General features: G+C 69.2%; 22 protein-coding genes. 3 read left to right on the top strand and 19 right to left on the bottom strand.

The window, feature by feature from the left end:
• Positions 1-4: 4 nt before the first annotated feature.
• Genes feoB through RIB45_RS02150 form a run of 3 tightly spaced genes read right to left on the bottom strand, consistent with a single transcriptional unit; the run spans position 5 to position 2,950 of the window.
• Positions 5-2,437, bottom strand: a complete 2,433-nt coding sequence (gene feoB, locus RIB45_RS02160) for a Fe(2+) transporter permease subunit FeoB (protein WP_350048294.1) — start codon at positions 2,435-2,437, stop codon at positions 5-7.
• Positions 2,437-2,673 (bottom strand): FeoA family protein, encoded by a 237-nt coding sequence (locus RIB45_RS02155; protein ID WP_350048292.1) that lies wholly within the window; start codon positions 2,671-2,673, stop codon positions 2,437-2,439. The genes feoB and RIB45_RS02155 overlap by 1 nt, the downstream gene beginning before the upstream one ends.
• A 7-nt stretch (positions 2,674-2,680) precedes the next feature.
• The gene (locus RIB45_RS02150) at positions 2,681-2,950 is read right to left on the bottom strand and encodes a FeoA family protein (protein WP_350048290.1); all 270 of its coding nucleotides are present in this window, start codon (positions 2,948-2,950) and stop codon (positions 2,681-2,683) included.
• 217 nt (positions 2,951-3,167) lie between these two features.
• On the opposite strand from RIB45_RS02150, the gene tspO reads away from it, so the two are divergent.
• The 3 genes from tspO to RIB45_RS02135 all read left to right on the top strand — a co-directional run bounded on the left by tspO (position 3,168) and on the right by RIB45_RS02135 (position 5,074).
• Entirely contained in the window at positions 3,168-3,623 is a 456-nt protein-coding gene (tspO, locus tag RIB45_RS02145; protein WP_350048288.1) for a tryptophan-rich sensory protein TspO, read from the top strand.
• Positions 3,624-3,935: 312 nt separating this feature from the next.
• Complete coding sequence (locus tag RIB45_RS02140; protein WP_350048286.1) at positions 3,936-4,421, top strand: DsrE family protein; 486 nt, start codon at positions 3,936-3,938, stop codon at positions 4,419-4,421.
• Between the two features lie 29 nt (positions 4,422-4,450).
• Positions 4,451-5,074, top strand: coding sequence for a rhodanese-like domain-containing protein (locus RIB45_RS02135; RefSeq protein ID WP_350048284.1), 624 nt, complete (start codon positions 4,451-4,453; stop codon positions 5,072-5,074).
• A 29-nt stretch (positions 5,075-5,103) separates the two neighbouring features.
• Here the strand turns inward: RIB45_RS02135 and RIB45_RS02130 are convergent, their stop codons facing one another.
• The 16 genes from RIB45_RS02130 to RIB45_RS02055 all read right to left on the bottom strand — a co-directional run bounded on the left by RIB45_RS02130 (position 5,104) and on the right by RIB45_RS02055 (position 19,959).
• Entirely contained in the window at positions 5,104-5,889 is a 786-nt protein-coding gene (locus RIB45_RS02130) for an ATP-binding cassette domain-containing protein (protein WP_350048282.1), read from the bottom strand.
• Positions 5,877-7,019 (bottom strand): FecCD family ABC transporter permease, encoded by a 1,143-nt coding sequence (locus RIB45_RS02125; protein ID WP_350048280.1) that lies wholly within the window; start codon positions 7,017-7,019, stop codon positions 5,877-5,879. The genes RIB45_RS02130 and RIB45_RS02125 overlap by 13 nt, the downstream gene beginning before the upstream one ends.
• On the bottom strand, positions 7,016-7,930 hold the full coding sequence (locus tag RIB45_RS02120; protein WP_350048278.1) for a heme/hemin ABC transporter substrate-binding protein: 915 nt from the start codon (positions 7,928-7,930) through the stop codon (positions 7,016-7,018). The genes RIB45_RS02125 and RIB45_RS02120 overlap by 4 nt, the downstream gene beginning before the upstream one ends.
• Before the next feature lie 40 nt (positions 7,931-7,970).
• Positions 7,971-8,411: an ExbD/TolR family protein gene (locus RIB45_RS02115; protein ID WP_350048276.1), complete on the bottom strand. Its 441-nt coding sequence runs from the start codon at positions 8,409-8,411 to the stop codon at positions 7,971-7,973.
• The gene (locus tag RIB45_RS02110; RefSeq protein WP_350048274.1) at positions 8,408-9,112 is read right to left on the bottom strand and encodes a MotA/TolQ/ExbB proton channel family protein; all 705 of its coding nucleotides are present in this window, start codon (positions 9,110-9,112) and stop codon (positions 8,408-8,410) included. The genes RIB45_RS02115 and RIB45_RS02110 overlap by 4 nt, the downstream gene beginning before the upstream one ends.
• Complete coding sequence (locus tag RIB45_RS02105) at positions 9,109-10,203, bottom strand: hemin-degrading factor (protein WP_350048272.1); 1,095 nt, start codon at positions 10,201-10,203, stop codon at positions 9,109-9,111. The genes RIB45_RS02110 and RIB45_RS02105 overlap by 4 nt, the downstream gene beginning before the upstream one ends.
• Positions 10,204-10,242: 39 nt before the next feature.
• Positions 10,243-11,310: an energy transducer TonB gene (locus tag RIB45_RS02100; RefSeq protein ID WP_350048270.1), complete on the bottom strand. Its 1,068-nt coding sequence runs from the start codon at positions 11,308-11,310 to the stop codon at positions 10,243-10,245.
• Between the two features lie 13 nt (positions 11,311-11,323).
• Complete coding sequence (hemP, locus tag RIB45_RS02095) at positions 11,324-11,554, bottom strand: hemin uptake protein HemP (protein WP_350048268.1); 231 nt, start codon at positions 11,552-11,554, stop codon at positions 11,324-11,326.
• A 30-nt stretch (positions 11,555-11,584) separates the two neighbouring features.
• On the bottom strand, positions 11,585-13,582 hold the full coding sequence (locus RIB45_RS02090) for a TonB-dependent hemoglobin/transferrin/lactoferrin family receptor (RefSeq protein WP_350048266.1): 1,998 nt from the start codon (positions 13,580-13,582) through the stop codon (positions 11,585-11,587).
• A 422-nt stretch (positions 13,583-14,004) separates the two neighbouring features.
• Positions 14,005-14,760, bottom strand: a complete 756-nt coding sequence (locus RIB45_RS02085) for an amino acid ABC transporter ATP-binding protein (protein WP_350048264.1) — start codon at positions 14,758-14,760, stop codon at positions 14,005-14,007.
• Positions 14,761-14,769: 9 nt separating this feature from the next.
• Positions 14,770-15,693: an amino acid ABC transporter permease gene (locus RIB45_RS02080; RefSeq protein ID WP_350048261.1), complete on the bottom strand. Its 924-nt coding sequence runs from the start codon at positions 15,691-15,693 to the stop codon at positions 14,770-14,772.
• The gene (locus tag RIB45_RS02075) at positions 15,690-16,439 is read right to left on the bottom strand and encodes an amino acid ABC transporter permease (RefSeq protein ID WP_350048259.1); all 750 of its coding nucleotides are present in this window, start codon (positions 16,437-16,439) and stop codon (positions 15,690-15,692) included. Before RIB45_RS02075 ends, RIB45_RS02080 begins: the two co-directional genes overlap by 4 nt.
• A gap of 92 nt (positions 16,440-16,531) precedes the next feature.
• Entirely contained in the window at positions 16,532-17,410 is an 879-nt protein-coding gene (locus RIB45_RS02070; RefSeq protein ID WP_350048257.1) for a transporter substrate-binding domain-containing protein, read from the bottom strand.
• 31 nt (positions 17,411-17,441) lie between these two features.
• Positions 17,442-18,320 carry a MurR/RpiR family transcriptional regulator gene (locus RIB45_RS02065; RefSeq protein WP_350048255.1) on the bottom strand — a complete coding sequence of 293 codons (879 nt, stop codon included), beginning with the start codon at positions 18,318-18,320 and terminating at the stop codon, positions 17,442-17,444.
• A 117-nt stretch (positions 18,321-18,437) separates the two neighbouring features.
• On the bottom strand, positions 18,438-18,833 hold the full coding sequence (locus tag RIB45_RS02060) for a carboxymuconolactone decarboxylase family protein (RefSeq protein ID WP_350048253.1): 396 nt from the start codon (positions 18,831-18,833) through the stop codon (positions 18,438-18,440).
• Positions 18,834-18,855: 22 nt separating this feature from the next.
• A complete protein-coding gene (locus RIB45_RS02055; RefSeq protein ID WP_350048251.1) occupies positions 18,856-19,959 on the bottom strand; it encodes an aromatic ring-hydroxylating oxygenase subunit alpha in 1,104 nt (367 codons plus the stop codon).
• Positions 19,960-19,963 lie beyond the last annotated feature (4 nt).

Here is a 19,963-nt window from a genome sequence, read left to right as displayed (position 1 = left end):
CGCCCTACGCCGAGCGCGCCGCGGCGCCGAACGATCCGGCGCCGCCGCGCGCCTCCCGGTTTCCATAGAGCCGCATGGCGACGACGGACGCCGCCGAGATGGCGAGCGCGATCGCGATCCAGATCGAGGCCGTCACAGGCTCCCGCGCGAAGACGGCGATCTGGTAGAAGAGCGTCGAGGCGACATAGGCGAGCCCGGTCGTCCAGGCGCCGACGAACGCCATCCAGCGCAGCGTCGTCTCCCGCCGCACGGCCGCCATCGCCGCCGCACAGGGGAAGTAGAGCAGGATGAACAGGCAATAGGCGAAGGCCCCGGCGGCGCCGTCGAACCGCTCCGCCATCGCGCCGAAGGTGCCGACGCCGACCTCCTGCAGGGCCGCCGCCTGCTCCTGATCCTCCGTCTCGCCGATATTAAGGCCGAGCGGGTCCGTCCAACTCTCCACCGCCGCGACCAGATTGTCGGGGATCGTGGCGACCCCTTCGACCACCGTGCCGGTGAAGTCGAAGCCGGCCTCCTCCGTCGCCTCAGGCGGGGGCGGCAGTTCCTCCTCCGTCTTGTCGGCGCGCCAGGTGAGCGGGCGAATGTTCTGCTGATGGCGCAGCTCCGGCGGGCGGCCCGCCTCCTCGCCCAGTGCGCCGTAAAGGGAATCGAGCGTACCGACGACCGCCTCCTTCGCCAGCACGCCGGTGAAGACCCCGACCGCGGCGGGCCAGTTGTCCTCCTCAACCCCGAAGGACGTGAAGAGCGGCGTGATGGTGCGCCCGACCTCGCTCAACACCGATTTGTCCGAATCCTCGTTCCCGAAGCTGCCGTCCGTTCCGATGTTGTTGAGGACGTTGAGGACCAGCACCATCGGCACGATCACCCGGCCGGCGCGGATCATGAAGCTGCGCGTGCGCTCCCAGGTGCGGATCAGCACGCCCTTCACGGTGGGGACGTGATAGGGCGGCAACTCCATCACGAAGGGCGTCACCGGGCCGCGCAGCAGCGTGTGCTTCAAGACGAGGCCCGTCAGCACCGCCGCCGCAAGACCGATCAGATAGAGCAGGAAGACGATATACTGCCCATACGCCGCGAAGAAGGCGGCGGCGAACAGCGCATAGACCGGCAGCCGCGCGCCGCAAGACATGAAGGGCGCCATGGCGATCGTCATGTAGCGGTCGCGCTCATGCTCCAGCGTGCGGGTCGCCATCACCGCCGGCACCGTGCAGCCGAAGCCGACAATCAGCGGCACGAAGGATTTCCCCGGCAGGCCGATCGCGCGCAGAAACCGGTCCATCACGAAGGCCGCGCGGGCCATGTAGCCGGAGTCCTCCAGGATCGACAGGAACAGGAACAGGAAGCCCACGATCGGGATGAACGTCGCCACCACCTGAACCCCGCCGCCGAGGCCGTTGGCCAGCAGCACGATCGACCATTCCGGCGCGCCGAGCGCGCCCAGCACCGCGGCCAGACCGTCGACGGCGATCGCGCCCGCCACGATGTCGAAGGCGTCGATGAAGGCGCCGCCGATATTGATCGTGAACATGAACATCAGATGCATCGCGATCAGGAAAATCGGAATGCCGAGCGCGCGGTTCAGAACCACCCGGTCGATCCGATCGGACAGGCTGCGCGAGACCCGGCGCTTGCGGCTCATCACGCCGTCCAGCAGCCCGCCGACATAGCCGTAGCGGGCGTCGGCGAGCGCGATGTCGATATCGTCGCCGAGCGCTTCCTCGACCACCGCGCGTTGCAGATCCGCCTGCCCGGCCGCATCCGGCCCGACGCGCGAGACCGCCAGCGAGTCGCCCTCCAGCAGGCGCACCGCCAACCATCGGGCGTCCACCGCGCCCTCGGACGCGGCCGCCTCGACCGCGGGGGTGAGCGCGGCGACCGCGCTCTCCACCTCGCGCGGATAGGGGATTCCGCCGCGCGGCGCGCGGCCCGCGCGCGCGGCGTCCAGGATCGCCGCCTTCAAGTCGGGCACGCCCTGTCCGGTCGACGCGACGATCGGACAGACCGCGACGTCCAGCCGACCGGTCAGCGCCTGCGCGTCCAGTTCGATCCCGTTCTCCGCCGCCACGTCGACCATGTTGAGGGCGACGACCGTCGGAACCCGCATCTCCAGAAGCTGCGTCGTCAGATAGAGGTTCCGCTCCAGATTGGAGGCGTCGACGATGTTGACGATCAGATCGGCCTCGCGCCCGGCGACGTAGTCGCGCGCGATCGCCTCGTCGAGCGAGACGTCGTCGTCCGACGCGTCGAGCGAATAGGTCCCGGGCAGATCGACCAGGTCGAAGGCGACGCCGTCGACCTCGAAGCGGCCGACCTTGCGCTCCACCGTCACGCCGGGCCAGTTGCCGACCCGCTGCTTGGCGCCGGTCAGCGCATTGAACAGGGTGGTCTTGCCGCAGTTGGGATTGCCGACGACGCCGACGACGTAGGTCTCGCTCATCACGCCCCCGGCTCCACGATCAGCGACGCCGCCTCCTCCTTGCGCAGGCTCAGGCTGTAGCCGCGCACGCGCACTTCGATCGGATCCCCCATCGGCGCGCAGCGGGTCACCTCGACGCTGACGCCGCGCGTCAGCCCCATCGACAGCAGCCGTTTGCGATAGGCCTTCGCCCCGGGCGTGAAGCCGGCGACCCGGCCGCTTTCGCCGACCGCCACGTCGCGCAAGGTCACGCTCATCGCTGGATCACTCCCCTTCCCCACGCCCGGTCGGCGCGACCAGGATCTTCTGAGCGGCCCCGGCGCCGACGGCGAGCCGCAGATCGCCGCGCACGACGATCAGCCCGCCGCCTTGGCGCTGGGAGACCATCACCTCCGCGCCGACATTGAGGCCGAGATCCGTCAGCCGCTTCTCCATCCGCGGCCCGCCGCTGACGCGGGTCACGCGGACCCAGTCCCCTTCACGCGCCATGGCGAGCGGCAGCGCGGCGCCGCCGTCGATCCCGTCCTCCGTCATTCGCTCGCCGTCCGACCGCCCGTTCGTCTTCCCGCAACGCCCCGCAGAGGGTTGTTGCGAATGGATTTGATTCGCATTCTCAATAAAACCATTATTCGTTGTCAAGAAATACTGACAACAGCTCCCGTCCGCCTGGACAACGGGGCCGGAACCGACGCACCGTTGCACAGCTCGAACCCCACGCCGGCGCCGACTCGCAAGGAGGTCCGCCAAGCCCATGCTAGTGATGTTCATCCTGTTTCTGGCGATCTGCGCCGTTCCGGCCGCCGCCGGACTGTTCTTCAAGCCGGGCCGGTGGTACCGGGATCTGGAAAAACCGTCCTGGACGCCGCCCGATTGGGTGTTTCCGATCGTCTGGGCGGCGCTGTACCTGTTGATGTCCTGGGCGGCGGCGCGGGTGGCGATGCAGCCGGACAACGACGTCGCCCTGGGGCTCTGGTCGCTGCAGATCACGGTCAGCACGCTCTGGTCGGCGGTCTTCTTCGGCCAGCACCGGATCAAGGCGGGCGCGGCGATCATTATCGTTCTGTGGCTCGCGGTCGCCGCGACGACGGCCGCCTTTCTGGCCCATGACCGGCTCGCGGCGGTCCTGATGACGCCCTATCTCGCCTGGGGCAGCTTTGCGCTGGCGCTTAATCTCTCGATCCTGAACCGCAACCCGCAGCCAGCCTGATTGCAGCGTGCGGGCGGGCAATTGGCGTCCGATCCGTTCGCTAAGACGACGACGCCCGAATGAGCGCGCTGAGCCGCCTGCGAACCGCCATGGCGCGGGCGGCGACCGGTGGTGTTGCGCTCGGGAAGCGCGGCGGCGAGATCCTCCACGACCTGCAGGCGGGCTGAACCCCTCCAGCCGCTGCTGCGACGCCCTGCCGCGGCCCGCCGGTGACATAGTCACCGAAGCGCGGGCGGGGCCGCGCCTAGTCTCTCGCCCAATAGGCGACGCGCCGCACCCGGCCGCCGTTTCATCTAAAGGGGAACTGACCTGATGCCTTCGCTCTTTCGCCGCCCTGCGCGCCGCTCGCTCGCCGCCGCCGTCGCCGGCCTCGCCCTTACGCTTTCCCTCGGCCTCGGACCGGCCGGCGCCCAGGACCAAAGCCGGGCCGGACCGGAAAGGCTCGTCACCGTCGTCACGGCGGGCGACGCCCAGACCCAGCTCATGGCGATGGTGCTGACGCTGCAGGCGGTCAATCAGGGGGCGCAGGCGCAGATGCTGCTGTGCGGCCCCGGCGGGGACATCGCGTTGAAGGAGGCCCCGGAAAGCGCGACGGCCGCGCAGGCGCCCCGCGGCGCCAGCCCGCAAGGCCTGCTGACCCGCCTGATCCAGGGCGGCGCGACCGTCGAGGTCTGCGCCATCTATCTGCCGAACAAGCCGGCCGACGCCTCGGCCCTGATCGACGGCGTCGGCGTCGCCAAACCGGGTCCGATGGCCGAAGCGCTGATGGCGCCGCGCACCCGCGTGCTCAGCTTCTGATCCGCAGAGCCCCCAAGGAGATAAATCCGATGCACACCGTCATTCTTTGCAGATCGCGCCTCGCCGCGGCGCTGGCGCTTCTCGCCCTCGCGGCCGGCTTGGCCCTGGCCGCGCCGGGCGCCTGGGCGGCCCCGGAGCCGGAGGACCCCGCCAAGCGAACCCCCTGGGGTCTCTATCTGACGGCGGAGGAGGCCTACGCCCTCAAGCAGGAGAAGGGCGAGCAGGCCCTGTTCGTCGACGTCCGCGATCCGATCGAGATCATGTTCACGGGCTTCACCGACGTGGTCGACCGCAACGTGCCCTTTCTGCTCTCCGACCCGAGCCGCTGGCATGACAAGAAGCCCGTCTTCAAGATGGCGCCCAATCCCGACTTCGCCGACGGGGTGGAGCGGGCGCTGGCCGCGCAAGGTCTCGACAAGTCCGCCCCCGTCATCCTGATGTGCCGGTCGGGCGGCAGCCGCGGCGCGCCGTCGGCTCGTGCGCTGGAGGGTCGCGGCTTCGAGCGAGTCTATGTGGTGGTCGACGGTTTCGAGGGCGCGAGCGTGAAGGACCGCCCGAACGGGCCCTGGCGGCTGAAGAACGGCTGGAAGAACGCCGGGCTGCCGTGGAGCTACGCGTTGAACCGGGAGAAAATGTACTTTCGGCAGGACTAGAGCGCTTTGCGCTCACCCTGAGGCGCCGATCAAGGACGCAGCGCCGTCAGCGCCACCGCGCGGGCGTCCGCGTCCTCGATCACGGCGACGGATGCGGCGTAGACGGACCGGATGGTCGGCTCGTCGAGCACCGCGCGCGGCGCGCCGGCCGCGGCGACCTGCCCCTCCTTCAGGAGCACCAGGTGGTCGGCGGCGGCGTCGATCAAGGTCAGGTCGTGCATCACCATGACGACCCGCACCCCGTCGGCGGCCAGCCGGTGCGCGGCGCGCACCACCGCCGCCTGGTGCGCGAGATCGAGGCTCGCCGTCGGCTCGTCCAGGAACAGGGTCGCCGGCGCGTCGGGGGCGACCGCCTGGGCGCTCAACACCTGCGCGGTCGCGCGGGCGAAGGAGACGCGCTGGCGTTCGCCGCCGGAGAGCTGCGTCACCGGCCGTTCGGCCATCGCCGCCACGTCGGCCAGCGCCAGCGCCTCCTCGACGACGGGCGCGCGCCGGCGGGCGGGCAAGGCCGGCAGCAATCCCATCTCCACCACCTCCCGCACGGTGAAGGCGAAGACCAGGTTGAAATGCTGCGGCATCACGGCGCGCCGGAGCGCGCGGACGGCCGCGCTCAACCCCTCGATCGGCGCGTCGCCGAGCAGCACGCGCCCCGTCGACGGCCTTAGGTCGCCCGCCATCAGCGCGAGCGCGGTGGTCTTGCCGGACCCGTTGGGTCCGGCGATCACGGTGACGCAGCCGGCCGGCGCGGCCAACGTGACCTCATGCAGCACCCGCCGCCCGCCCCGCGCGGCCGAAACCTCGATCAATTCCGCCATGCGGCGCCTCCCGCGCGTCGGCTCATCAGGAACCAGAGGAAGAACGGGCCGCCCACCGCGCTCAGCACGAGACCGACCGGGATCTCCGCCGGCGCCGCCACGCCGCGCGCGAAGGCGTCCGCCGTGACCGTCAGCGCCGCGCCCAGGAGCGCCGCGCCGGGCAGCACGAAGCGATTGTCCGGCCCGCCCATCATCCGCACCAGATGCGGCGTCACCAGGCCGACGAAGCCGATCGCGCCGGCGACCGCGACCGCCGCCCCCACCGACAAGGCGACCGCCAGAATGACGCCGGTCTTGAGGCGCCGGACGTCGACGCCGAGATGACCGGCCTCGGCCTCGCCCAGCAGATAGCGGTTGAGCGCGCCGCCCTGGAGCATAAGCCAAAGCGCGGCCGGCGCGATCATCGCGAAGGTGATCCCCAACGCGTCCCAGCCGGAGACCGCCAGGCTGCCCATCGTCCAGAAGGTAAGGCTGCGCAGCGCCTGATCGTCCGCCAGATAGGTCATCGCGCCGACGCCCGCACCCGCGATCGCGTTGATCGCGACACCGGCCAACAGCATCAGCGCGACGTCCACGCCCCCGCCGCCGCGCACGCCGATCAGGAAGATCAGGACGGTCACCACGGCCGCCCCCAGAAAGGCCGCCGCCGGCACAGCCGCGCCGGCCAGCGCGCCGAAGGTCGGCGTCAGCGCGCCCGCGAAGACGATCATCGCAACCGCGCCAAGCGCTGCGCCGGTCGACACGCCGACCAAACCCGGGTCCGCCAGCGGATTTCGGAATAGCGCCTGCATCGCCGCGCCGCTCACCGCCAGCGCCGCGCCCACCAGGAGGCCGAACAGGATCCGCGGGGCGCGGATCTCCAGCAGCACGAGGTCGCGCTGCGCCGCCTCCGCATCGCCCAGCGACAGCGCTTCCGCCCCCCAAGGCGCGATCGCGCGGACCAGCGCGCCCAGGACCTGTCCCGCGGGGATCGGATAGGCGCCGACCGTGAAGGCGCCCACGCCGGCGACGAGCGCCGCCAGCGCGAACAGCGCCAGCAAGAGAAGCCGCCGGCGCGCCCGTCGGTCGACGGCGGGGCGTGCGCCCCGCGCCGCCGCGTCGTCGCCCAGCGCGCCGTCCACGCCGCTCACGACGCCTCCAACGGCGCGCCCAACGGCGGCGCGATCGCCGGTCCGTGCAGCGCGGCGGCCAACTCGCGCGCCGCGTCCGGCGTGCGCGGCCCGAAGCCGAGGAGCTTGAGCCCCTCCATCGCGATCAGACGCCCGTCCTGGACGGCCTGAAGGCCGGCGAGCCGCGGGTCGCGCGCCAATGCGCCGACGCCGCCGTGGCGCTCCGCCGCATGGCTCATCATCAGGATCGCGTCCGGGGCGCGGGCGAGAATGCTCTCGGCCGAAACCGGCTTGTAGCCCTCGAACCCGTCAAGCGCGTTCCGGCCGCCGGCGAGCTCGATGATCGCCTTCGCCGCCGTCCCCTCGCCGGCCGACAACAGCGCCCCCTCGCGCAGGTCCATCAGGAACAGGACGCGCGGCCGGCGCTCGACGCCGGCGACGGCGTCGGCCAGGTGCGCGGCGCGTTCGCGGATCGTCGCGCTCAGACGAGCGGCCGCCTCCTCGGCGGCGACGAGGCCGGCGATCCGATCGATCTTGGCGACGACGCCGTCGATCGATCGCGCCTCCGGCACATAGGCCACTTCCGCCCCGGCGCGGGCGATCGCCTCCAATGCATCCGGCGGGCCGGCGCTCTCCTCCGCGATCACCAGATCGGGGGCGAGCGACAGCGTCCCCTCGGCGGAGACGGCGCGCAGATAGCCGACCTTCGGCAAGTCTTGCGCCGCGCTCGGATAGCTCGACGTCGTGTCGGCCCCCACCAGCCAGTCGCCGCGGTCGAGGAAATAGAGCGTCTCGGTAATCGCCCCGCCCAAGGCGATGAGGCGACGCCGCGCGTCGGCCTGGACGCGCGTGGAGAGGAGCGGCCCCGCGGCCAGGGCGGCGAAGGCGGACAGAACGGCCGTGCGGCGCGTGGGACGGCTGAGCGAGGTCATCGTCGGATCTCCTTCGAAGGGGGCGAGGCGCGCAGGTCGGTCATCGGCTGCGCACCACGATCTGGGCGTCCGTGACGCCGCGGACTTGGAGGAAGCTCATCAGGTCGATCATGCGTTGGGCGGGCGCGTCGGCGGCGACGGCGACGCGCAGCGACGGCGCGGCGCCGGCGCCCTCTTGCAGCTGCGCTGCGAGCGCGGTCTTGGCCGCCGGCCAGTCCGCATAGGCGCGATCCTCGATCCGGAAGGCGGCCGGGGCGTCGGCGGCGCCGATTTCCACGGCGAGCGGCCGGTCGCCCGCGCTCGGCGCGGCCAGACTTTCCTCGCTCGAGGCGAAGCCGGCGTCGAGCGCCCGTTCGGCCGCGTTCGCCGTCAGCACCATGAAGACGATCAGCATGAACAGGACGTCGATCAGCGGCGTCAGATCGCCGACCAGGCCGAGGGAGGATCGGCCCGCCGCGCCCGCCCGACGCGCCCCGATCATGCCGCGCGCTCCCGCGCGGGGGCGGCGTTCGGCTCTGCGTGCGGCTTTGGACGCGCGGATCCGCCCGGCGCGTCGCGCTCCGCTTCGATCCGCAAGGACAATTCGGAGAGCGCGCCGGCCAGCAGTCCGACGCGCGCCTCCGCCAATGCGTCGAACGCCCACCGCGCCGCCGTCGCCGGCAGGGCGACCGCGAGGCCGACCACGGTCGTCAGCATGGCCTGCCACAACCCGTCGGCCAACAGGGCGGGATGCACCGGCCCCTCCTGGTCGGCGATCGCCTGGAAGGCGACGACCATGCCCAGCACGGTGCCGAGCAGCCCCAACATCGGGGCCAGCGCCGCGACCAACTGCAACAGCCCCAGGCCGCGCGTCAGGCCGCCGCGCACGCCTTCGAGCCACAGGCTCGCCGCCTCCTCCCGCCCGGTCTTGTCGGCCGGCCGCGCGTGCAGCAGCACGTCCGCGCCTTGGCGCACCAGCCGCGGCGCGCCGGCCAAGGCGTCGGGCAGTTGCGCGGGCGTCGCCTGCGAGGCGCGCGCCAGCGCGCGGCGCACCGCGCGGCGCGGCGTGCGCCCGGCGGCGGCGAAGACCACCGCGCGCTCCACCGTCAGGAACAGCGTCAACGCCGCCGCCGCCGCCAAGGTCGGGCCGACCGGCCCCAAGCGCGCGATCAGATCGCCGAGTTCCTCCAGCGCGGGGATCATGCCGGCGCCTCCGCCGGCGCGGACAGGATATCCTCGGTCAGCTTGCGCCAGGACGTCGATTCTTCGATCCCGGGCTTGCGCACCCCGAACATCTGCAGGACGTGCGCCCCGTCGGCGTCGTAGAGCTCCAGCGCGGTGACGATCCCGTCCGCCGTCGGCTTGCGTACCACGAAGGCCTCGCGCACGCGATCGCGGCGGACGTGCAAGTTGAAATCCGGATCCAGCACGTTGTCCCAATCGCCGGCGGGGCGAACGGTGCGGATCGGGCCGCTGTGGATCTGGATGCAGCCGCGGTTGTTGACGAAGACCATGATCGGGGTTTCGCGCGCGGCCGCCATTTCCAGCGCCCGGGCGAGCGCGCCTGCCGGCGCCGGGCTCACGAATTCGGGCTCCGCCAGATCCATCGCGCGGCGCCGGCTCAGCTTGTGGCGGCGCAGCATGCCGTGAAACTCGTGCACGTCCTGCATGGCGCGCCAGGCGTCCCGGAAGCCCTCGACATCGACCGCCCCCTCCGCGACCGGGTCCGCCCGCTCGCGCCGTGCGCGCGCGGCGCGTCGATCCAGCCCCGGCGCCTGATCCTCGGCCCGCCAGCGCGCGACCAGCGCGTCGAAGGCGGCCGCGTCGCTCTCCGCCAGCAGATAAATCTTGTGAACGGCGACGCCGTCTGCGTCGAAAACCTGCAGGCTGCGCCGGCGTCCGCTGCGCACCTCCTCTGTCACCGCGAAAGCGGTGCGCCAATGGGCGAAGAACAGGCGCAGATCGATGGTCTCGTTCAGCACCAGACCGACATGGCCGCCCGTCTTGATGTTGCCGAAGACGCCCTTGCGCTCATGCACAGCCGTCTCATTGCGGGTCAGCACCATGACGCGGCCGAGGCTCGGCAGGCCCCGAACCAGTTCGCGCATGTCGGGCGCCAGGCGTACGACGCTTTCGCCGACTTCGGCGGCGACCAACGCGGCCTCGCTGACGCCCAGCGCGGCGGCGGCGTCGCGCACCCGAAGCTCCGGTCGTTCGGCGGCGAGCGCGCGGCGCCGGGCGCGCAGGGCCTCGGCCTCGGCGATCCGGTCGGAATGAGAGAGAGTAGCGGCCATGATCGATCTCCAGACGACGTCGGGTTGATGAGACGGGGGTCAGTTCAGGTGGAAGCGCACCGGCACCTCGACCCAGGAGGCGACCGGCACGGCGGCGCGGCGCGCCGGCTCGAACCGCCAGTCGAGGACGGCCAGACGGGCGGCTTCATCCAGGCGATGGAAGCCGGAAGAGCGATGCACCGCGACCTCCTCCGTCCGGCCGGAGGGCGAGACCAGCGCCCGCAGGACGACGACCCCCTCCTCATGGCGCCGACGCGAGGTCGGCGGATAGACCGGCGGCGTCGGCGCACTTCGGAAGCGCGGCTCGGTGACCAGCACGGGCGCGCTCGCGACCTGCGCCGGGTCGGCGGGGGCGTCTTCGGCGGCGGCGGCGCGCGCCGTCGCGGGCTCGGCGCTTTGTTCGTCGGACGTCTCGACCGACCGCGTCTGCGTCGGGGCCTGCGCGGCTGCGCCCTCGCGCAGCTCGGCGACGGGCGGCGGCTTGGGGGACGGCGGCTCGGCCTCGGCGGGTTCCTGCGCGGCGGGGTCGTGCGCGGGCGGCGTCGGCTTCATCCGGGCCGCCTGACGCGCGGCCGCGAGATCGGGCGCGGGCGCAGGCGGCTGCTTGAGCTCGGCGCCCTGCACCTCCGGCGTCGGCTCGGGCGCAGGCGGCGTCGCCCGAGCCTGCTGTTGCGGCTCTACCGCGGACCTTTCAACCGGCGCCGCGGCGGGCCGGACAGGCGGCGCGATCGGCTCAGGCGTCGGCGCTGATTGCACCGTCGGCGCGGCGGCCGGCGCGGGAGACGGCGCGGGCTGCGGCGTCGGCGGATCCGGCAAGGCGGCGGGCGGCGCGGGCGCGGCGCGCGACGTATCGGCGGGCGGCGAAGAAGCCGGCGCGGGCGCCGGCGCGGCCGGGCGCATGACGGTCAGCGAAACGGGCGCGAGACGGGCGTCGCCCGCGCGCCCGCCCATATCCATTGCGACGCGCAGCGGCTCGGCGAGAGAGAGCGCGGCCCCCAGCACGGCCGCGCCGACGGCGAGCGCGGCGGCCGCGCCCAGACGCTCCGCCGCGCCCGGCGAGCGGACCGCCGCCGCTTGGGCTCTCAAGCTGGGCGCTTCGCCGATCATCGGCGCCCTCCCCTCACTTGGTCAGGATCAACTTGCCCTGCCGGGTTTGACGAAGCCGGTAGGTTTCGCCGCGGTGCTCGATCAGCACCTCCGCCCGGTCCTGCAACAGAGCGGCGCTGCTCAGCACCCCGGGGCCGCGAGAGGTGCCGCCGCCGGCGGCGCCCTCCCCCTCGGCCCGCGGGGCCGTGGATCGCAAGGCGTGGGTCATCTCATCCTCCTGTCGCGCGTCGTCCTCGGCGCTCATCGCTGTGCGCCGCCCGCTCCGCCCCGGCCCTCAGAATTTGAAGCCGGCGGAGAGCTTCACGTTCCGTCCCGTCTCACGAAGAGCGGAGCCGAAGCGCTGGAAATCCTTGTCGAAGACGTTGTCGACGCCGAAGTCGACGCGCAGGCCGTCCAGATCCGGATCGTTCGGCTCGTAGGAGACGAAGAGGTCGTGGATCATCTTGCGTCCGCGCAGCGGCTCGGCGTCGTCCGGAACCCGGTCCTGACCGAAGTAGAGCGAGGCGCGCCACCCAGCGACGAGGCCGAGGCCCGGCCAACGCAGGCCGCCGTCAAGGCTCACGACGTCCTCGGGAATGTCGGCCAGCGGCTCATTGTCCGTCAGGTCGTCGCCGCGAAGCCGGGTGGCGGCGAGGCCCGCGAAGAAGCGGCGCGCCTCGTAGGCGGCCTCCAGCTCCGCGCCGGTGATCCGACCTTCCGGCACGTTTTGGGTTTCCGTCGTGCCGAAGGGGCCGCCCTCTACAACCGTTTCGATCAGGTTCTCGACGTCGTTGCGGAAGACCGCGCCCTTGATGCGCAGCGCGTCGCGATCCTGCACGACCGAGTCGAAGGAGAGCGCCGCGCCGAACTCCTTGTTCTCCGCGAACTCGGGCTTGAGGTCCGGGTTGGGGACGAAGCGGTTGTTCCTGAAGTGCGTGCCGCTGACGTAGAGCTCGGTGAGAGAGGGCGCTCGGAACGCCTCCGAATAGGAGCCGAAGAGCATGAGCGCGTCGCTGACCTGCCAACTGGCGGCGAGTTTCTTCGACAGACGCTCGTCGCCGGCGTCCGCCTGGCCGGTCGCCTCCTGATCATAGGCGTCGAAGCGCAGGCCCGGGGTGATCGCCACCTCGTCCCATAGGGTGAACTCGGCCTGCGCGAAATAGCCCTGCTTGACCTGTTCGGCGTTCGGGAACTGATCGCGCGGCGCATCGTTGCGCTGACCGACCTGGGTGTCGCGATAGAGCTCCAGCCCGGCGGTGAAGGCCAGATCGACCGTGTCTGACAAGACGAAGTCGGCCGTGTTGGCGGCGTCGACGCCGACAGTCTCCAGCGCGGTGACGTCGTGCCGGCCGGAGGTCTTCACGATCTCCCGGATGTCGGTGTCGCTGACATAGGCGGCGGCGTTCAGATCGAGGAGCCCGTCGGCCCCTTCGAAGCCGTAGCGCACACTGCCGCTGTCTTCCCGCGTCACGCGCTCCGCGATCGTGTCGCCGTCGGTGTTGGCGGCGGTCGGGATGTCGTGCTCGTTCCGGTAGGTCTGCAGCGACAGATCAAGGCTGTGACCTTCCCGGGTGAACTCGGCCTTCGCCAAGCCGGACTTCACGCTGTCGCCGGAAAACAGGATCTCGTCGCCCGAGCCGTCGGTGTAGTTCCCGGAGCTGCTGCGCACGCCGTTGACCAGCAGATCGACGCCGTCGGCCGGCCGCCCGTAGATTGTCAGGCCGCCTCGGCGCATGTCGTTGTTGGTCTGATAGCCCGTCGTCGTGCGCGCGCCCACGGTTTCGCCCGGCGCCAGCAGATCGGCCGCGTCGATCGTCTCCATATTGATGACGCCGCCGAGCGCGCCGGAGCCGTAGAGCATCGAACTCGGCCCGCGCAGCACGTCCACCTGCTTGAGCAACGTCGGCTCCAGGAAGGTGCGGCCGCGGTGCCCGGATTGGAAGTTTTTGCGCACCCCGTCGGTGCGGATCACGACCCGTTCGTCGCTGAAGCCGCGGATCGACGGCTGTTCGGCGGAATTGCGCGGGCCGCCCGTCATCTGCACGCCCGGCACGCCTTTCAGGACGTCGTCGAGCGCCTGCGGCTGGGCGCGCTCGATCTCCTCGCGCCCCACGACCGAGACGGAGGCCGGCGCCTCAAGCGCCGACTTTTCGGTCCGGGTCGCCGTCACGCTGACAGCGTCCAGCGCGGTGACCGGCGACGCGGCGTCATCTTGAGCCGAGGCCGACTGTCCGAGGAAAACGGCGCCTGTAAGGCCGATCAGACCGGCGGCGGCGGTTCGCGAGATGCTCATTACTCCCCTCCAGCATGTAATTGCGTCGAGCGCTTCCGTGGATCGACGCCTGGCTGGCGGGGCCCGTTCGAATGGGCGCCGGCTGGCTGGGCTGGAGGGGATTTACTGCGAGTGACTCGCAATTGCAATATTTTTTTGATGAGACCGTCGGCCTGACGCGTCACCGAGCGCTGAAGGCGAGCCTCAGGCGCCGCAGGCGACCCGCGGTAACGCCCGAGGCCCGCTTCGGGTCAGGTCCGGGCGTCAGGCCGCGGTCGAGCGAATGCGTACTCCTAGCCAAATGCGGATAAATCCTAGATGAAACCAAGGCGTGGCTGACCCATGTTCCGGCCCAGGCGCTCTACGGGACACGACTCGCCGGCAGAGAAGAGGGAATGAGCTCTCGCCTACCCTGCAGCGTAGTCTTCCAGAAGATGCTGACCCTAGAGAATCTGCGAGAGGAACTCTTTGGTCCGCGGGTCTTTGGCCTCCTTGAAGAAGGTGTCCGGCGGACCGTGCTCGACGATGACGCCGCGGTCGGTGAAATAGATGTGGTCCGCGACCTCGCGCGCGAACCCCATCTCATGCGTGACGAGAATGCAGGTCATGCCGTCGGCCGCGAGATCCTTGATCGTCACCAGCACCTCTTTCACCGTCTCGGGATCAAGCGCGGCCGTCACCTCGTCGAACAGCATGACGTCGGGGGTCATGGCGAGGGCGCGGGCGATCGCGACCCGCTGCTGCTGCCCGCCGGACAACTCGCCGGGATAGGCGTCCTCCTTGCCCTCCAACCGAACCTTCTTGAGCAGGGCGCGCGCGCGCTCCCGAACCTGATCGGCCGGTTCCTTCAAGACCTTGATCGGGGCCATCATGATGTTCTGAAGCGCCGTCTTGTGCGGGAAGAGATTGTACTGCTGAAAGACCATCCCGACCTTCTTGCGCAGCGCCAGCTTGTCGAGATCCGGGTCGTGCACCTCCAAACCCTCCACGGTGATGGAGCCGGACTGGATGTCGTTCAGGGCATTGATGCAGCGGATCAGGGTCGATTTGCCGGAACCCGACGGGCCGATGATGCAGATCACTTCGCCCTTCATGACGCTCAACGACACCCCTTTCAGGACCTCAAGATCGCCGAAGGACTTATGGACGTCCGTGAGGGCGACGATCGGCTGGTCGGGCGTCCAGGATGATGAAGCCATAAGGCGCTCCTACTGCTTGACGACGAAGCGACGCTCAAGGCGGCGCGTGTAGACGGCGATCGGATAGCTGTAGAGGAAGAACCACGACATCAGCCAAAGATAGAGGGGGATCAGGAACTCGCTCCGCCCCTCCGCGGCCAGCGCATTCTGCGTCAGGGTCATGCCGTCGTTGACGCCCAGGATCGACATCAGCGGCGTCGACATGGTCAGGATGCAGTACCAGTTCATCCAGGGCGGCAGCATGCGCTTGACGCATTGCGGAAGGATGATGCTCCACAGCGTCTGACGACGCGAAAAGGCCAGGCTTTCGGCGGATTCCCATTGCCCTGTTGGGATAGAGGCGATGGCGCCGCGGACGATCTCCGAGACGTTCGCCATGATCGGCAACGACAGGGCGAACGTCGCCTTCGTCCAGCCGGGGATGTCGTAGTCCTCGCCGAAAATCTCCACCTGGAAGGGGATCAGGAGCATCACGTAGAACAGCAGCACCAGCCAGGGCGAGTTCCTGAACACCTGGGTGACGAGCCAGGAGACGCGCCGCAGCCAAGGGATCGGCGAGACCTGCCCGATGCCGAGCCAAAGCCCGAGAAACGTGCCGATCGCCATGGCCAGGAAGCTGACCAGAATGTTGAGCGTGAAGCCGCCGAACTCGCCTTCGGGACCGAAGAGCATGAGCGGCGTCCATTTGACGAGCGTCTGGAAGACCGTCTGATCGGCGTCGGCCTGGACCTGCGCGTGCGCGCTGTCGATCAGGACCCAGCACAACAGCGTCAATCCCAGCGCCAGACCGAGCCGGCGGTCGGTCGCCGCGCCGACCCAAAGATCGGCTGCGCCGCGCCCGCCGTGCGGCAGGTGGAACGGCTTCATGACCGGCAGATCGGTCGCGCCTTCGAGAGGCGGCGGTCGGCGGGTGGAGATCGGATCACGCCTCATCGGCCCGCCCCCTGTCCGAAACCGGGCACCCGGATCGTCTTCTCCCAGCGATGCATCAGCCAGACCAGCAGACCCACCAGCAGGATGTACACCAGCCAGACGACGTTCATCATCTCCGGCACGTTGAATTCGTCCGACCAGATCTGGTTCGAAATGTAGAGCGTCTCCGGCACCGCGATCGCGTAGGCGACGGTCGTCGTCTTGACGAGGTTGATGAGATTGTTGTTGAGCGCCGGCAAGCAGACGCGATAGGCGAGCGGCAGCGTGACGTAGCGATAGACCTGAAGCTTGGTGTAGCCGAGGGACTCGGCCGCTTCGATCGTCGATTCCGGAACCGCCTCGACGCCGGCGCGGAAGATTTCCGTGTTGAAGGCGCCGGCGAAGAAGGAAAGCGAGATCACCGCCCAGCCGTAACTGCCGAGCAGCCCTCCCTGGATTCCGAGCAGATCGGTGAGCGCGGAATCGACGGCGAAATAGAAGAAATAGAGCTGCACCAGCGGCGGCGTATTGCGAAAGAACTGAATGTAGCCTTGGACGATGCGGCGCGCCCACATGAAGCGCGACATCTGGAACCAGGCGCCCGCCATGCCGATCAAGATCGAGAGAATGATGCAGACGATCGACAGATGGATCGTGGTCCAGATGCCGCTGAAAAAACGACCCCGATCCCATTCGTCGTAAAAGATCGTCAGTTTGATTCCGTAGGCTTCGTTCAGCCACCGAAACCATTCCCAAACCGACTCCAAACCATCACCCTCCGGCGGTCGCACCCGAAAAGAACGCGCGATCGGTGCGGCCCCCGTCCGGACGGGGGCCGCACGCTCTTATCGCCCTCGGATCACTCGTCCGCGTCGCGCACGGCGTCGCAGATCTTGTCGCCGGCCAGGCACTTCTGCTGCATGGACAGCACCCACTGGGTCTGCGGGATGCCCCACTTCTCCTCGAGTTCGGCGATCATGCCGGACTTGTGCCAATCGATGATCGCGGCCGACAGCTCCTGCCCGATCGGGTCGTTGATCTCGTCCTTCCGGACGGCCGCGCCCCAGGGGACGTCGGCCACAACGGGCGTGGCGATGGCGTAGTCGGCCCACTTCTCGGGCTCGTTCACCTTGCGGGGAATGAAGGCCGAGTCGTCGTAGAGCCAGCCGACGCAGCGCTGATCCAGCACCGCGGCTTCGACTTCAGGCACGCCTTTGAAGACGATCATCTCGGCCCCGTTCTTCAGGCCATGATCCTTGTTGTACCAGGCGCCCTGAATGCCGCAGATCTTCTTGCCCTCGATCGTGTCCCAGCCGTCGATGCCCGAATCCTTGTGGGCCAGGATGGCGACGCCGGAGGAGTAGTAGTTCGGCTGCACGATGCCGACGACTTCGCGACGCTCCGGCTTGTCGGACATCGTCGCCATCATCACGTCGATCTTGCCCTGCTCCAGGAACTCCATGCGGTTGGAGGCGACGACGGCGACGAGCTCCAGCTCGATCTCCTTGCCGGCCTTCTCGCTGATGCGCTTGGCCAGATCCTTCATCAGGTCGATTTCCAGCCCGACGAGCTGGCCGCTCGCGTCGCGCATGCCCCACGGGGCGTAGTCGGGCTTCACGCCGACGGTCAGCTTGCCCTCGTCGATCACGTCTTGAAGGGTGTCCGCAAGGGCGGGCGCAGCCGCCGCGGCGGCGAGACCCAGACCCACGACGCCGGACATCATCATTCGCTTCAACATTTTCTTGCTCCCTTGTTCTTCCTGTTGAACGTCATGCCTCATAGTACTCACCCAGCGCGCGGTTGAGGCTCTCGACCGCCGCCATGCGGGCCTGGACGTGCTTCCCCTGGCGTCTGACGACCATGCCCAGCAAGGATTCCAGCAGCACAAGCGTGGCTGCATGGGACGGAAAGAATTGCGGGCTTTCGACCCGCACGATGAAACTGTGCGTCGCATTCGCCAGCAACGGCGATGCGGGACTGTCGGTTATCGCGGTGACGCGCGCGCCGGCGTCGTGGGCGATCCGAACCGCGTTCACCGTCTGCCGGGAATAGGGATGGTGGGACAGCGCCAGAACGGCGTCCCCCGGTTCAAGCGACAGAAGCGCCGAGCTGTTCGTCGATCGGCTCAGATCCAGCATCCGCCAATTGTCGGCGGTGATCGACGCGACATAAGCGGCGTAGGTCATGAAGGCCGCACCGCTCATCGCGCCGAGCAGATAGACGGATCGTGCACTCGCCAGACTGTCGGCCGCATCGGCGAGGCGGTCCAGATCCATCGATTCGACCAGCGCGGTGATGTTGGTGATCGACGATCTCGCCTGCGCCACCATGAAGGCCCCGCGCCCGGCGCTTTTCTCTTCATCCACCGCGAAGAGCGCGTCGGCTTTTTTGGCGAAGCTCGTCTCGCGGCTTGAGGCTTCGCGCCGGCACTGCTCGCGCAGGACCGCGTAGTTCTTGTAGCCCAGCGCCCGCGCCAGACGGGAGAAGGTCGGCGGCGCGACGGACGAGTCGCTTGCCATCTGTCTGAGCGAGCGGGTTGCAACGTCAAAGGGCTGCTGCATCACAAGATCCGCCGCGCGACGAAGGCTCGGACTGAGCTCCGCATAGCGCTGCTTGATCCGCTCTTCGATCGTTTGCGCCTCCGCCATGCAGCACCCGAAACAATTGCTCCGCTATCCCAGCAATCATGAAACACATGTTTCAACACAGCCGCAAGGGCTTTCCGCGGCGCACCGCGCCGCGCGCGTCGCCACCCGTTTCCTCGCTCACAGTTCTGAGGCGGGTGTTTCCGCCAGCACGCGCCGCGCCACGCGAAAGCACTCAAGCGCCTGGGGCACGCCGCAGTAAATGCCGACGATGTGGATGATCGCGCGGATCTCCTCAGGGCTGACGCCGTTGTTCAGCGCGCCGCGGCAATGGGTCTCCCATTCCTGCATCTTGCCCAAGGCCCCGATCATGGCGAGGTTCATCATGCTGCGGGTCTTGAGGTCGATCGTCTCGTCCCCCCAGCCGAAGCCCCAGCACCAGGCGGTCATCGCCTCCTGGAAGGGCCGGGTGAAGTCGTCGGCGGCGGCCAGGTTGCGCTCGACATACTCCGCCCCCAACGTCGCCTTGCGTTGGGCGAGGCCCTTCTCGAACAGATCCTCGTCGAATGGTCCCATCGGCCTCGCCCTCCTCTCTCGCCTAAATCTCGTCCAGCGTCTCGCGCATCCAGCCGTGCAACACGGCCAGCGAATGCTCGGAATTCACCCCCTCGTCCGGGTCGAGCACCAGCGGCGCGGGGCTGTAGCCCCGGCTTTTGAGGCCCTGATGCACCGATTGGACGAGCCGGATGTCCTCTTCAACCGTCGTGGCGCGGTCCTGCTGGGCGAGCCGCCGCACGGCCTCGGAATCGTAGCCGCCTTCGGTGTACCAGCCGCGCCAGACCGCGACCCGATCCGGGCCGTCCGGGCGCCAATGGTAGGTGTTCAGCACATTGCCGGGATAGACCTGGAAGGAGAACAGCGGCCAGAGGAACCAGCTTCGATACTCGCCCGCATGCTCGTTCGCCGACAGGTCGATGTCGTAGCTCATGGCCTCCAGGGCCGAGCACTCCGTCGTGTGCAGCAGCACATAGCCGTCCGCGCGCCGGATATTGTACGTCTCGGGCTTGATCACGCCGGTGGTGAAGGTCGGGTGGTTGCGGGCGCAGTGATAGCATTCGGAATAGTTCTCGACCGAGACCTTCCAGTTGCAGGCCTCATTGATCTCGACCCACTCCAACGGCGCCAGATCGTCGATCTGGGGGACATAGGCGCGCAGCTGCTCGCGCACGCCGGGATACCAGACGTCCATCGGCGCGGCGGCCGGGTCCAGATTGACGAAGATGAAGCCGTTGAAGATCTCCGTCTTCACCTCGGTCAGACAGACCTTGTCCCGCTCGAAGCCCTTGACCTTGCGCAGGTTCGGGCCGGAGCGCAGCCGGCCCGTCAGCTCATAGGTCCAGGCGTGATAGGGGCAGGTGATGCTGCGCGTCGCCCCCGCCCCTTCCAGCAGCTGATGCGCCCGATGCTGACAGACGTTGTAGAAGCTGCGCAGCAGGCCGTCGCGCCCGCGGATGCAGAACAGCCGTTCGCCCGCGATCTCGAAGGTGAAGTAGTCTCCCGGCTTCGGGACCTCCGCGACATGCCCCGCGAACTGCCAGGTGCGCGACAGAAGGCCCGTGCGCTCGCGCTCGTAATGGGCCGGGTCGATGTAATAGCGCGCGGCCAGCGGCCGCATCGGATCCTCGAGCGCGGCGTCCGCCATGCCC

The organism is Marivibrio sp., assembly GCF_040218065.1.
GTDB lineage: Bacteria > Pseudomonadota > Alphaproteobacteria > UBA8366 > Aestuariispiraceae > Marivibrio.
This window is presented reverse-complemented; position numbering and strand designations above follow the sequence as displayed.